Annotated in this window: 10 protein-coding genes and 2 pseudogenes; 8 read left to right on the top strand and 4 right to left on the bottom strand. The window is 54.5% G+C overall.

Annotation, left to right across the window (positions count from 1 at the left end; translation table 11 throughout):
- Window positions 1-38: 38 nt before the first annotated feature.
- From EGM51_09435 to EGM51_09425, 3 genes and pseudogenes are all read left to right on the top strand, one after another.
- Window positions 39-419: a hypothetical protein gene (locus EGM51_09435; GenBank protein ID QBG47603.1), complete on the top strand. Its 381-nt coding sequence runs from the start codon at window positions 39-41 to the stop codon at window positions 417-419.
- On the top strand, window positions 416-1,063 hold the full coding sequence (locus tag EGM51_09430; GenBank protein QBG47602.1) for a hypothetical protein: 648 nt from the start codon (window positions 416-418) through the stop codon (window positions 1,061-1,063). The genes EGM51_09435 and EGM51_09430 overlap by 4 nt, the downstream gene beginning before the upstream one ends.
- A gap of 617 nt (window positions 1,064-1,680) precedes the next feature.
- Window positions 1,681-2,295: pseudogene (locus tag EGM51_09425) on the top strand (hypothetical protein).
- Between the two features lie 88 nt (window positions 2,296-2,383).
- Here the strand turns inward: EGM51_09425 and EGM51_09420 are convergent.
- A pseudogene (locus EGM51_09420) lies at window positions 2,384-3,552 on the bottom strand (MFS transporter).
- Window positions 3,553-3,847: 295 nt separating this feature from the next.
- Here EGM51_09420 and EGM51_09415 point away from each other — a divergent pair.
- The 3 genes from EGM51_09415 to EGM51_09405 are packed head-to-tail and all read left to right on the top strand — an operon-like array spanning window position 3,848 to window position 5,898.
- Window positions 3,848-4,507 (top strand): AhpC/TSA family protein, encoded by a 660-nt coding sequence (locus tag EGM51_09415; GenBank protein ID QBG49286.1) that lies wholly within the window; start codon window positions 3,848-3,850, stop codon window positions 4,505-4,507.
- A 41-nt stretch (window positions 4,508-4,548) separates the two neighbouring features.
- A complete protein-coding gene (locus EGM51_09410; protein ID QBG49285.1) occupies window positions 4,549-5,238 on the top strand; it encodes a DUF2293 domain-containing protein in 690 nt (229 codons plus the stop codon).
- A gap of 21 nt (window positions 5,239-5,259) precedes the next feature.
- Window positions 5,260-5,898 carry a DNA-3-methyladenine glycosylase I gene (locus EGM51_09405; GenBank protein ID QBG47601.1) on the top strand — a complete coding sequence of 213 codons (639 nt, stop codon included), beginning with the start codon at window positions 5,260-5,262 and terminating at the stop codon, window positions 5,896-5,898.
- Window positions 5,899-5,951: 53 nt separating this feature from the next.
- Here EGM51_09405 and EGM51_09400 read toward each other — a convergent pair whose 3' ends face one another.
- From EGM51_09400 to EGM51_09390, 3 genes are read right to left on the bottom strand one after another with little or no spacing between them, the layout of a single operon-like run.
- Window positions 5,952-7,106, bottom strand: coding sequence for a hypothetical protein (locus EGM51_09400; protein ID QBG47600.1), 1,155 nt, complete (start codon window positions 7,104-7,106; stop codon window positions 5,952-5,954).
- On the bottom strand, window positions 7,003-8,244 hold the full coding sequence (locus tag EGM51_09395) for an acetate/propionate family kinase (protein QBG47599.1): 1,242 nt from the start codon (window positions 8,242-8,244) through the stop codon (window positions 7,003-7,005). The genes EGM51_09400 and EGM51_09395 overlap by 104 nt, the downstream gene beginning before the upstream one ends.
- 12 nt (window positions 8,245-8,256) lie before the next feature.
- Window positions 8,257-9,474, bottom strand: a complete 1,218-nt coding sequence (locus EGM51_09390; protein ID QBG47598.1) for a M20/M25/M40 family metallo-hydrolase — start codon at window positions 9,472-9,474, stop codon at window positions 8,257-8,259.
- Window positions 9,475-9,646: 172 nt separating this feature from the next.
- Here EGM51_09390 and EGM51_09385 point away from each other — a divergent pair, with 172 nt between their 5' ends.
- Window positions 9,647-11,275 carry a sigma-54-dependent Fis family transcriptional regulator gene (locus tag EGM51_09385; GenBank protein QBG47597.1) on the top strand — a complete coding sequence of 543 codons (1,629 nt, stop codon included), beginning with the start codon at window positions 9,647-9,649 and terminating at the stop codon, window positions 11,273-11,275.
- A 17-nt stretch (window positions 11,276-11,292) separates the two neighbouring features.
- The gene (locus EGM51_09380) at window positions 11,293-12,636 is read left to right on the top strand and encodes an AraC family transcriptional regulator (protein QBG47596.1); all 1,344 of its coding nucleotides are present in this window, start codon (window positions 11,293-11,295) and stop codon (window positions 12,634-12,636) included.
- Window positions 12,637-12,770 lie beyond the last annotated feature (134 nt).

The following is a 12,770-nucleotide window of genomic DNA, read 5'->3' as shown; positions in this document are numbered from 1 at the left end:
TTATGACTCAACTGGTCGGTGCGTCGCCGGACTGGTTTATGCATAAGCTGTTTCCTTTGATTACTCAAAGGACCTTTAAAAACTGGCGGAAAAAGCCGCCTCGGTTCATTCCGAGCACCCGGGCAAAGATGGCGGAAAGTGTGGACCGGTTGGCTCCGGGAGGCGGCGCAAAGTTTGAACAGTTTCTGTCATCGGTTTTTAACTTGGATATTCCCGATGAAGCGATGGAATATCCGTGGGCGTTTAATCTTAGGGTTTTTCAAGATGGCATTTTAAGAGGCCGATTCGGTGCTGAAATTCCTCCGGATGCCCGCCTTTTCTCTGAGACATCACTGCTTGAGATGGAATCGTTGGAACGGGCTTGTTTCCGGCTAAATGCTTTATTGCATGCCGCCGATTTTGAGGGGCACTGTCAATGATCCGGAATGAGCTGCAGGATTTCCCGTTGTTTCAGGCAACATATTTCGGTACGCGCTGGCCGGAGAATGTGACTGATCTGGATTATCTCAGAAAGGCGATGTGGTTTCCGATCATCGACAGTTTTCTTTATGTGCTGGCGGTGCTCGATCTATCGCTGTCACGGACGGAGGAGGGCTTTCTTCCGGAGCCAAGCCTGTTCATCTATCTTCCGCAATGGAAAAATGAGCAGTGGCGTTCTCCCATGCGGGCCTGGTTCGATCAGCTGAAGATCAACAGTGAATCGAAGTCGCTGGAAGAACTGGCCGAAAAGCTGGCGGAATGGCTTAAGCTGGATTTTGATGTGGCACGGAGGGAAATGTATAAATGGCGCAAAGCCGATCCCGTTCTTCCGTGGGAGCGGATGCTCAAGATTGTCCAGGCGGCGGAGTTGGATGACCTGGAAGCGCTGGGACTGATTATTCAGTATGGCATTGCCCATGCTCTGCATCGTTTTCATGAAATATGTATAGAACATGGAATGCCTTCCCGGGAGCTTGCGATGGTATATGCGGGATATGCTGGTTGGTATCGGCATCACCTGAAACTGGCGAAAGAAACCGCCCCCGTCTGGCGATTGCCGGACGAGGGCGGGGCGGATTCCTAGAACCGGTCGTCGTGGTTGTCGGGCATCTCCTCACCTCGGCTGTCCCAATAGGCTTCAGCATCGGGGTTCAGCTGATTGGCATGGTTGTCGAGTTCCGCCTGTGAATAGTCATGATTTGAATCAAGTGCCATTTTATACCTCCATCAGTTAATTTAATTTTCAAACGGCAGGGATACGCTACCGCAGAACTTTTAAACCGGGAGGTGTCATACCCCGGAAAAGTTCGGTTGAAGAAACACAGAACCGAGGGTGAGTTCCATAAAACACTATGTATTTCAGAAAAGTAGGTGAGCCTGTGAGATTTGGAAAATAATCAGAATGGGTTTTTAAGGGATAGAAAAACTTTATTTTTCTGAGGCGCAGTGACTCATTTTTACGTTGTATTATACTCCGGTTTTTGGGGTTGAATCCTTTTCGGTCGCCGAAGTTCAGGCCATTAATTATTTTCACTCGTCTGGAGATCGTATGTTGGGCGAGGCCCATTTCTACTGTAACTGACATCTGATTTCTGCATTCGGTGTCTTCAGCGGGGGAAGGCGGTTTGACAAAACGGCGTCAGTTCTTATTCTGTCGCGCTTACATTTCCGGGTTCAGCCGGGGAAAGAAAGATGTATTCAATGAAACTCTCTACGTTGGTTAAAAAAATTGCTCTCTTTATGACCGGCCTTTTTATTATGGCTGTTGCGGTCGCTTTATCGATCAAGGCGGATCTCGGGGTATCGCCGATTTCGTGCGTTCCGTATGTCTACAGTTTGAAGACCTCGCTCAGCGTCGGAGAGTTGACGGTTCTGCTGAACATATTGCTGATGATTTTACAGATGATTATACTGCAAAGAAACTACCGTATTATTCAGTTGATTCAGCTTCCGGCGGTGATGGTTTTCGGCATGTTTATCGATCTGGCACTGCACCTGTTGGCAGATCTGCCGGTCTCCTCTTACGGGCTGCGGGCTTTCTGGTGCATGCTCAGTTGTGCGGTGCTGGGATTCGGCGTCTTTCTTGAGGTGAAGTCTGATCTGACTTATCTGCCCGGCGAGGGGTTTGTTGCAGCGGTGGTTGAAAAGTTTGAGCACGAGTTCGGCAAAGTAAAAATCGGGGTGGACAGTGCGCTGGTTCTGGCGGGGCTTCTGAGTTCTTTTGTGCTGCTGCATCAGTTGAAAGGCATTCGTGAGGGGACACTGGCGGCCGCTCTGCTGGTCGGACTGTTCGTCAAATTCTACAGCCGGAGGTTGTCGATAGTCGATGGCTGGCTGAGTGGCGGTGTCGCTGAAGCAACCGTTCCGGTCTCTGTGCAGGGAGAGGAATCCTGAATTACCGTTTTCAGGGACGCCGTTGTGCAAAGCGGAGGGTGATGAGAATGGCGAGGGCGGCGCAGCCGGCGGCGGCCAGAAAAATGGAGGCATAGCCGTGCGAGGTTGCCAGCATGCCGGCGAGCGGGCTGGTGACGGCATAGGCAATGTCCAGGAAGGCGGCATAGCCTCCGATGGCGGTGCCTCGCATCTGCGGTGGAACAAGTTTAACCACTTCCACACCCATGGCGGGGAAAATCAGGGAGCATCCTCCGCCGGCCAATGCTGCACCGATCCAGGCCATTTGGCTGCTGCCGGATTTCCAGAGCAGCAGCAGTCCGGTCATCTGAACCAGCAGCGAGACGACCGTGATCTGTATGCCGCCGAGTTTGTCCGGGAGGTGTCCGGCTATAATGCGAAGCATTACAAAGGCTAAACCGAAAAAGGAGAGGGCCAGTCCGGCGTGGTTCCACTGGTTTGCATGAAAGAAGAGTGAGATGAAGGCGCCAATGACGGCAAAACCGACGCCCTGCAGCGCCAGAACCAGTCCGGGCCGCCATATTTTGCCGATGACTTTTGTGAGTGGAAGCCGGGTGCCGGGATGGGGGCGACGGCCGGAACGCGGCGGTTGATCAGCCAGGCGAGCACCGGGAGCAGCAGGGTGGAGACACCTAATGAGGCAAAGCCCCAATGCTGATTAAACCAAAGGCCGAGCGGTGCACCGGCGGCCAGGGAGCCGAAAATCGCCATCCCGACCCATGACATGACTTTTCCGGACTGGCCGGGGCCGGCCAGTCCGAATCCCCAGGCGAGCGTGCCGGTGAGCAGCTGGCTTTCACCGAATCCGAGAATGATCCGGCCGATCAGCAGAGCTGCAAATTTCCAATGTACGGAAACCGGGAGCAGGGCTGCGGTGAGATAGGCGATTCCAGCCAGGGAACAGGCCGCGAGGCCCTGCATGGCGGCGCGTCGGGCACCGTAGCGGTCGGCCAGTCCGCCGGCATAGCCGCGTGTTGCAACGGTGGAGAGAAACTGAATTCCGATTGCAAGACCGACCATCGTATTGCTGAGTCCGAGGGTATTGTGCACAAACAGCGGAATAACCGGCAATGGAAGGCCGACGGTGAGATAGGTGATGAAAACTGCGATGGTTAATGACCGCAGGGGCTGATCTGAAGCTTGATTTTCTGGAGTGGACATATGGCTGTGTATTTCAGGGTTAAAAAATGATCTTCTGCACAAGAGGGGTGAAAAGATCCGGTCGAAAATAGATTCCGCCCCGAAGATGTCAAGAAATGTGCAGGCTGTTCGGGTTACCGGAGGAGAAGATCTTTGTTTGAAACACCGGGTAAAGATTGAACGCCGGTCGGCTGTAGGTACTCCATACGTATTTATAAACAAGGAGATACGCATGAAAATATTGATAACAGCTGGAGCTATGCTTGCCGTAACCACCCTGCTGGTTTCCTGCACAGAAGAATCAGGAGAATCAGAAATGAGCACAGAACAGACAGAAGCCAGTCTTAAAGCCCGGTTGGAGAGCCGGAAAAACGCGTTCGGTGCAAAAGCTCCGGAGGATGTGAAGAAGATCTATGCCGAGGGAATTCAGGCCGTCATTGACAGCGGGATTCTGCAGCATGCAAAACAGGTTGGAGATGTTGCCCCCGATTTTGAGCTGATGAATGCGTCGGGCGAAAAGGTCAGACTGAGTGATGCGCTGAAAGAGGGGCCGGTAGTGCTGATGTGGTATCGCGGGGGATGGTGTCCGTACTGCAATCTGACCCTGCATGCCATGCAGAAAGAGCTGCCGAATTTCAAAGCCGCCGGTGCGACGCTGTTTGCGCTGACGCCGGAAGTGCCGGATAAATCCATGAGTACGGCGGAGAAAAATGAACTGGAATTTCAGGTGCTGAGTGATATTGATAACAACGTTGCGCGTGAATACGGTGTTGTCTTTAAGCTTACGGATGAAGTGGCGGCGATCTATGAGGAAAAGTTCGGGCTTTCGGATTACAATGGAAATGAATCTGCCGAGCTGCCGCTGGCGGCGACGTATGTGATCAATCAGGATGGAAAAATTACGTATGCCTTCCTCGATGCGGATTACCGCAACCGGGCTGAACCTGCTGAAATTACTGCGGCACTGAAAAAATGAGGGTGATTCTGTTCGGGGGATTCTGATAATCTGTATGGATGATGAAGGACCCTGAAAATGAAACTCTTCTGGTTACCTCCTCTCCGAGTCCGTTTCACCGTTTTGTGTGGGATAAAGAGGGGAGGAGGCTGGATATTCCAGAAAACTGGGCGTGTCTGAAACCGGGGGATGCGGCCGTTACCAAAACCCTGAAAGGTCTCGGCCCGACCTGGACGGCCACGCGTAAAAAGGGTCGGAAGGTTTTTTCCGACGGGGTCTGGGCTCCTGCGGAAAACATTGCGGAGGCCAGGCGTCTTGTTGCTGAAAAACGCGCGGCATCCAGCTACGCCAAAAAACGCGAATCCGATCTGAAACGCCGGGAAAGAAAGCAGGCCGAATATGAGGTCATGTTTTATGAAGCGTTGCTGAACTGGCTGGATTTCCATCCGCGCTATCAGGCCGAAGCCGAAAAAATGGCCAAACTGATCTGTGCGCACGCTGTGCCGGTCGGCAGTGGAACCGTGGCCCGCACCAAACGCATTCCGATTGAAGACCGTGCGTCGGCCGCCGTCATCGCCTGGATGCGTCACGCCACCACCGCCTACGACAACATGCACATTCCGCTGGTTAAAGGCCGACGCCGCGAAGTCCGCCGCGAGCTGGCCCAGCAATCCAAAAGGATTCTTTCGGCTTATCGGCAGGGACGGGATATTGACCGCGGTCTATGCCCCTTGGCCCGGGCGCTAACGTAAGAGATTTTGCAGGGGGAGGAAATGAGCGCGTTGAATTCAAAATACCTGCATACGTCTGATGGTGGAATCCGGCGATGTTGGTGGGGGCATGGGCCGGATATTTACCGGAAATATCACGATGAGGAGTGGGGGCGTCCGGTGGCGGACGACACCCGGCTCTTTGAGAAGATCTGTCTGGAGGGGTTCCAGTCGGGCCTCTCCTGGCTGACTATTCTGCGTAAACGGGAAAATTTCCGTGCGGCCTTTGCCGGATTCGATTTTAACCGGATTGCGGAATTCGGTGACGCCGATATTACGGCGCTCGTACAAAACGAAGGCATTATCCGTCACCGCGGAAAAATTGAAGCAACGATCAACAATGCTCGTCGGGCGCAGGAGCTGGTGAACGAATTCGGTTCGCTGGCGCGCTACATCTGGTCATGGGAGCCGGATTCCCGCGAACCGCAAATCGGAAAACCTGCAGATGCCCCGATTCCGAGCATCACCCAAACGTCGCAACAATTAAGCCGGGATCTGAAAAAGCGGGGCTGGAAGTTTTTCGGGCCGACAACGGCCTACGCGTTTATGCAGGCGATGGGCCTGGTGAACGATCATCTGGAAGGCTGTGCCATCCGGGAGATCGTTGAGCGTGAACGCAGTGCGTTTGAGCGGCCCCGTTAGCGCGGAGATTATCCAGCGCTTTGGGGCATCATTTGACGGGCTGGTTTTTCGGTTCAGCCTGTTGTGTCGGCCGGCTGCCGCAGTTTCGGGATCTGTTCGGCCATAATCTGCATCAGCGGGGTTTCAAAACACTGCCAGGCCGGACGGGGTGGTTTTCCGTTCTGTGGGAGCTGTTTCAGAAGACGCGGACCGAGTGTCTGTCCGGCCTTTGCATAGCGTCCGGAAAATACAATGCGGTCAAATCCGTCCATCGCAGCCAGCGCCATGCCGGTGCGCAGGAGAATGCGGTATTCCAGCACCTTTCTGGCCAGGGCCAGTTCCTGCTCTTCTGAAATCAGTACTTCCTCAATGGTTACCGGTCGGCCCGCAAGGGCGAGCATTCCGCTTTGCCGGGAGAGCAGCTGATTGAGCTGTTCCGGGCCTGCCTGTTCTTTTCGGGCAAGCGTCAGCAGTACACCGGAGTCGATGTCTCCGCAGGAGGTTTGTCCAGGAAGACCTTCCAGCGGGGTTGCGCCGCCGCTGACCATGACCGGTCTGCCGTTTAAAATGGCCGCCATTTCCGGATGCGGCTCCAGGCAGATCGAAATGATTTTTTCCGGTCTGGATGGAGGTTCGGCCGACTTTGCCACGGCCCGCGCGGCCGCCTGATGGAACAGTCCGTGATAGCCGTAGCGGCGCACTTCGGGTCCTTGCAGAAGCTCTGAGTTAATGGCATAGAGATATTCCCGGGGCGGCAGTTTGTTGAAAAACGCCGTGTCGAAAAACAGCACGACCGGGCATGACGGCAGGTCGCGACCGGCACATTTTATGAGTTCCAGAACTGCGGGAAGATGCATGGGAGCAGCAGGAATCCGGGAACGCAGTTTTCTGATGATTTCGGGGGTTGCCACGGTATGTGAAGCAAAGTTCAGGCCGCCTGCCGCCACATGCAGTCCGACGGTGTTTTCCGATGAGGAATACCCTTCAGCTTCAATCCGTTTGAGGATCTGTCTGAAGGCGGAGGAAAGACTGATGTCGTTGCGGATTCCCGGAATGGATCCCTGCAGGGCCGCAGTCTTTTTTCCCGAAGGGAAAAAGCCATAGGCCAGCGCATTGGTTTCGAGTTTAAGTATTAAGCTTTGCATAATCGGATTCCTTTCCCGGACAGTCGTTCCACTGTTCCTGTTGCAGCAATTGATAGGTTTCCCGCGCAATAGCCAGTTCCTCATTGGTCTGGATCACCAGAATATGCATCCGGCTTTCCGGCGCGGCGATATCGCAGGGCAGAGCGGAAGCCGCGCGGTTTTTTTCGGCGTCCAGCTTCAGGCCGAAACAGGAGAAGCCCTGGCAGACCTTTTCGCGGACATCGGGTACCTGTTCGCCCACGGTGTCGGTGAAAATCACTGCATCGAGTTGGCCGACCACGGTCAGGTAGGCGCCCAGATATTTGCGGATCCGCCAGATGTAAGCGTCGGCGGTATTCCGCACGGATTCGTCGGGATCTTCGGCCGTGAGGATATCGCGTATATCTCCGGAAGTTCCGCTGAGCCCGAGGACGCCGCTACGGGTGTTCAGCACCTGTTCAACGGCGGCTTCTCCATCTTTTTCGGAAATCAGCAGACTGAGGGTAAGTGCCGGGTCAATATCGCCGCATCGGGTGCTCATGATGAGTCCCTGCAGAGGTGAAAAGCCCATGGTATTGTCTATGCTGCGTCCGTTTCTCACTGCGCACAGGCTGGCTCCGCCACTGCCGAGGTGGCAGCTGACGGCATTCAGGGTGTTCAGTGGTTTATTCAGTATGCGGGCCGCTTCCTCCACCACAAAACGGTGGCTGGTGCCATGAAAACCGTATTTGCGGAGGCCATGCCGCTCGCGGAGTTTTTCCGGAATAGCATAGGTGTAGGCTTCCTCCGGAATGGTTGAATGAAATGCTGTGTCAAAAACCGCAACCTGCGGAAGGTCGGGGTACTGCATGCTGCAGCTGTGCATTAAATTCAGGGTCGGCGGATTATGCAGCGGAGCGAGATTGTTGAGCGTTTCCAGCTCGTGAACGGCTTCCGGATCCATGCGGGTCGGCTGTGTGAACCGGGTTCCGCCATGTACGGTCCGGTGGCCCAGCGCATCGGGTTCGAGGCCGGCCGCTTTCAGTAATTGCATCACTTCCCGAAATGCTGCGCCGTGGTTGGGCATATCAGCATAGTGTACTTCCTGTTCACCTCCGCCGACGCGGTGGTAGATTCGGGAGGATTCGGCGGTTGCCGGTCCCACCCGCTGGGCTTCTCCCGCCGCGATTTCGGTTTCGGCGGGAAAGGCAATGAGGCGGTATTTCAGCGATGAGCTGCCGCAGTTGAATACGAGAATGTTCATGAGTTCACTCCGTTATATTTCATCTGCGGTCCAGCCGCAGACCGGTACGCCGATCAGTGCGTGCACAATGGATGCGGTGCCGTATACCGCCTGCTGAATATCGGAGCAGTTCACATGTTCGTTTGCGGCATGAGCCAGATCTTCGTTGCCGGGACCGTAGCCGATGGTGGGAATGTGAAAATCATTCACCAGGACAGCTCCTGCAGTACCCATGCCGAGTTTTCCGAGTTTCCAGCGTCCGGTCCGGACTTCGCAGTCGGCCGCGGCGAGGGCCTGGCGTGAACGTTCGATCAGACGGCAGAACGGATCGGTTGTCCAGGCATTGGAAATGCGCCGTATAGTCACCATGTGTCCGCTGTGCATCTGCTGTGTCTCTTCGTGGACAGCCACAGCCGCATGAATGTCGGGCAGCGGTTTGACGGCCAGTTGAACATGCTGATTGATTTCGTCGAGTACGGCGGTTGCAGGCATACCTTCAACCATCCGCTGGGCTACATGCAGGGTTCGGCAGGAACGACCGCTGTCGTCCGGGTAGATCGGGCCGACTTCCCGGATTTCGGCCCATGACGGCTGCTGTTCCGGTTCGGCATATTCCTCCGCGATTTTCCGGGTGGCGTCATGCAGCGTTTCTGTGGCGGAGCTGTCGATCAGTATGTCCACCTCAATCCATCCGTCGTGGCCGTAATAGAGTCCGAGGCTGGTGGGCTCGCCGAGAATGGCATAATCGGGCATCAGGCCGAGTTCCGGGAGGGTTTGTTCCAGCAGGCCCCGGATGCCGACGCTGGCGCCGTTTTCTTCGGCCACCGTGGCTGCAACCACCAGGTTTCCGCGCAGAGGAAGGAGGCTGCGCTGCAGCAGTGCACCGGTATAAACCTGGGCGGCCAGTCCCGCTTTACAGTCGGCCGCGCCTGTTCCATACAGTTTGCCGTCTGCAAGTTTGCCTTCAAAGGGCGATGTTTTCCATTGTTCGTTATCTTCGGGATTTACCGTATCCATATGACTGTTAAGCAGAATGGTCGGTTTGCCTTCATGTCCGAGCATGGTGCCGATGACATTCCCGAATTCATCGCGGAACACCTGATCGTATCCCATATGCTGCATTTCACGTTCGATGCAGGCGGCAACCTCCGCTTCATGCCCGCTGGTGCTTGGAATCTGAATCAGTCGCTGTGCAAAATTGATTTCCTGCACATGCAGTCCGGTATTTTTACCTCTGAGTATCGAATACATGATTTATCTCCTATCTGTTGTTTTGTTAAGGGCTCTAATGCATTTAGTGCGCCACCAGAAGGTCGGTTGCTGTATCGTGCGGCTGTTTAGCGGGTTATGGATTTTGAGGATTATTTTTATAATGAAATAGTATTTCATTGTGAAATTATGCATTTCATATAAATATACTTTTATGAAAGCAGAAGAACTACAACTGGATGAGTTGATCCGTTTTTCCAGCGGATTGATCAGTCTGCAGGGAAGACGTCTTATTCTTCATGATATCCGGGCTTTTGCGCATCTGCGCAAAGATTTGCTTGAAGGGGTCGGGCCTGTGCCCGCGCGTAAAATTCTGACGCGCTTCGGCTATATTCAGGGGCAGGCCGATGCGGCTGCGATGAAGCGGATTTTTGAGTGGGATAATCTGGAGGAATGGCTGCGGGCCGGACCGGCCATGCAGTCGCTGCAGGGTCTGGCCAGAGTGACCATTGATGCATTTGAGCTGGATGAAGCAGAGGGATATCTGCACATGGGGGTTACGTGGAGGGATTCCTTCGAAGCGGCGGAATTTTCGGCGGCCTTCGGGGAGGCGGAGGCCCCGGCCTGCTGGATCCAGACGGGATATGCCAGTGGCTATGCTTCGTTCTGTCTGGGTAAAGAGGTGGTGTTTATCGAGGATCAGTGTCTGGCATCCGGAAAAAAACTATGCAGGGCCACGGGGCGCGATGTTGACTCGTGGGATCAGAAACTCGAATTGCACCGGGAATACTTTCAGGAGGTGGAAATCGGCCGGGAGGTGCGCAAGCTTTCCGAAGAGTTGAAGCAGAGTGAACTCCGGCTGGCCCGGCAGCGGCGACGGATGAGTCAGCTCGAAAACAAAACCAATCCCTCTTTCTTTGAAGTGCATAGCACGGCTTTTGAACAGGTGGTGGATCTGGCTGCACGGGTGTCCCGCTATGATTCCTCGGTGGTGATCACCGGGGAAAGCGGAGTGGGGAAAGAGGTTCTGGCGCGATATATTCACCGCAGTTCGAAGCGGTCGGAAAATGCGTTTGTTGCGGTTAACTGTGCGGCACTGCCGGAAACGCTGCTCGACAGTGAGCTGTTCGGGCACAAGGCCGGTTCCTTTACCGGTGCGCAGCACGATCGGATCGGTCTGTTTGAGGAGGCGGATGGCGGCACTGTTTTTCTCGATGAAATCGGTGACATTCCGCTTGCGCTTCAGATGAAACTGCTGCGGGTGCTGCAGGAACGGGAAATTGTCCGGGTGGGGGAAAATCGTCCCCGCAAAGTGGATGTCCGAATTCTGGCGGCGACCAACAGTAATCTTGCAGCATCGGTTCAGTCGGGTTCTTTCCGTGAAGATCTCTATTACCGGTTACGTGTTATTGAAATTGAAATTCCTCCGCTGCGGGAGCGGCCGGAGGATATTCTGCCGTTGGCCCGTTATTTTGTGAACCGTATTTCGAGCCGGTTCAATAAACCCGATCTGCATCTGGATGCCAAATGTGTGAATTATCTGCAGGCCTATCGCTGGCCCGGGAATGTACGCGAGCTGGAAAACGCCATGGAGCGGGCCGTGGTGCTGTGCAGCAAAGGGGTGATTCTGCCGGAGCACCTGCCGCCGTACATTCTTCATCCGGCGCGCGATGCCGCTCCCGATACATTTTCTCCACAGCGTACGCTGGCGGAAGTGGAACAGGAGCATATTCTGCGGGTGCTGGACTGGACCGGCGGAAATAAATCCCGAACTGCGAGAACGTTGGGAATCAGTCCTGCCACGCTGTGGCGTAAGCTGAAAGATATTGAGAAGAAGCCCTGAAAGGAGAGGAGGGCCCTATGCCGGATATTCCGAAAGAATATATAGAAAATCTGCTGGCTCCGCTACTGGCGGCGCAGATTTTTATGGGGGTTTTAATCTATGTCCTGATTGTCCGGAAACGGATTTCAGCGGATTATAAACTGCTCGTCTGTTTTCTTCTGACGTTCACAATCTTTCTGGCCGGCCGGGCTGTTCAGGAGTTTTCTGACGCCGTTACCGGCCAGAAAATTCTGCTGTTCCGGATGGCGCTGCTGTTTTCGGTGGGGGTTCCGTCGCTGCAGGTGGCTGCGGCCCGGCAGTCGGGATTTGTCAGCCACTGGAAATGGGTGGTTCCTGCGTATGCAGCAGGGGCGTTGGTTGCGGCCGTTTATGTGGTTTATATGGATGCGGCAATGAGCGGATTTGTTTTTACTGAGGAGATGCTTTCCGCATCTCCTGTGCCGGCGACCATTCGGACCGGACGGGGAATACTGCTCTACGGGGCATTGATCACTCTGGTGCTGCCGTCGGGATTTTTAATGGTTCGGGAATTGTCGGGCGGTCGGAACCGGACCTTGTCGGGATTTCTTTCCGGGGCATTGATTTTCGGTATTTTTATGATGGTGGGGGTTTCCGGGGATCACCGCGTTGCATTTTATTACACGGGGTCGGTGATTCCGGCCTGCTGCTGGGCGTGGTCGGTTTTTCAGGATATTCGCGATATGAAAGGCCGTGCCGCACTGCTTAAAGAAGAGCTGCAGTATCTTGTGCTATCCGGAAAAAAAGCCGATGTGCCGCGTATCGCTGAACTGCTCCGCACGCTTGAAGCGCTTTCCGAGGGCAATCTGGACCGTTATAAAATCCGGGTCCGCGAAATCCTGAGCATGCTCACGGATGTGACAATTACAGCCGGAGGAGATCCCGAAGGGCTGATTGAGCGTCACCGGGAGCAGGAGCGCGCCATTGAAGAAAGCGGAAATCCGGAAAACATCCGGGCGATTGCAGAGACAGAAGCGGCCGAGCTTTCTGCAATGATTGCGGATATTCCGGAGCAGCGGGCCAATATGCTGGTGCATCGTGCGAAGGCCTATATCGGGGATCATTTCTGCGAGGGGGTCAGCGTGTTGATGGTGGCGGAGCAGCTGGGAGTCAGCCGGGCTCACCTGATGCGGGAGTTTAAAAAGGCCACAGAGCAGACCGTAAACCAGTATATCACGACACTTCGCATGGAACGGGCCAAAGAGCTGCTGCGCGATCGGTCTGTTACGGATACGGCATTCGAAGTCGGCTATAATAATTCGAATTATTTCAGCACGGTGTTTAAAAAATCAGAGGGTCTCTCGCCGCTTGAGTTCAAAAAACTGCAGGAATCCGGATCCTGATTTTTCCCGTTTTCCTTGGAAATAAACCGAATATCACTATTTGAGAGATTTTATGGTCATCATTCCGGAGGCATGAAATCCTGAATCCATCTATTGCTGGTTCTTCGGCACACCGTCGGGGGTGTGCTGCGGAG

The organism is Verrucomicrobia bacterium S94, from assembly GCA_004299845.1.
GTDB lineage: Bacteria > Verrucomicrobiota > Kiritimatiellia > Kiritimatiellales > Pontiellaceae > Pontiella.
This window is presented reverse-complemented; position numbering and strand designations above follow the sequence as displayed.

Bases quoted from the DNA above. Each gene is read 5' to 3' on its own strand.
- EGM51_09435 (QBG47603.1), top strand. From the start codon at position 39: ATGCATAAGCTGTTTCCTTTGATTACTCAAAGGACCTTTAAAAACTGG.
- EGM51_09430 (QBG47602.1), top strand. From the start codon at position 416: ATGATCCGGAATGAGCTGCAGGATTTCCCGTTGTTTCAGGCAACATAT.
- EGM51_09415 (QBG49286.1), top strand. From the start codon at position 3,848: ATGAGCACAGAACAGACAGAAGCCAGTCTTAAAGCCCGGTTGGAGAGC.
- EGM51_09410 (QBG49285.1), top strand. From the start codon at position 4,549: ATGAAGGACCCTGAAAATGAAACTCTTCTGGTTACCTCCTCTCCGAGT.
- EGM51_09405 (QBG47601.1), top strand. From the start codon at position 5,260: ATGAGCGCGTTGAATTCAAAATACCTGCATACGTCTGATGGTGGAATC.
- EGM51_09400 (QBG47600.1), bottom strand. From the start codon at position 7,106: ATGAGGAACTGGCTATTGCGCGGGAAACCTATCAATTGCTGCAACAGG.
- EGM51_09395 (QBG47599.1), bottom strand. From the start codon at position 8,244: ATGAACATTCTCGTATTCAACTGCGGCAGCTCATCGCTGAAATACCGC.
- EGM51_09390 (QBG47598.1), bottom strand. From the start codon at position 9,474: ATGTATTCGATACTCAGAGGTAAAAATACCGGACTGCATGTGCAGGAA.
- EGM51_09385 (QBG47597.1), top strand. From the start codon at position 9,647: ATGAAAGCAGAAGAACTACAACTGGATGAGTTGATCCGTTTTTCCAGC.
- EGM51_09380 (QBG47596.1), top strand. From the start codon at position 11,293: ATGCCGGATATTCCGAAAGAATATATAGAAAATCTGCTGGCTCCGCTA.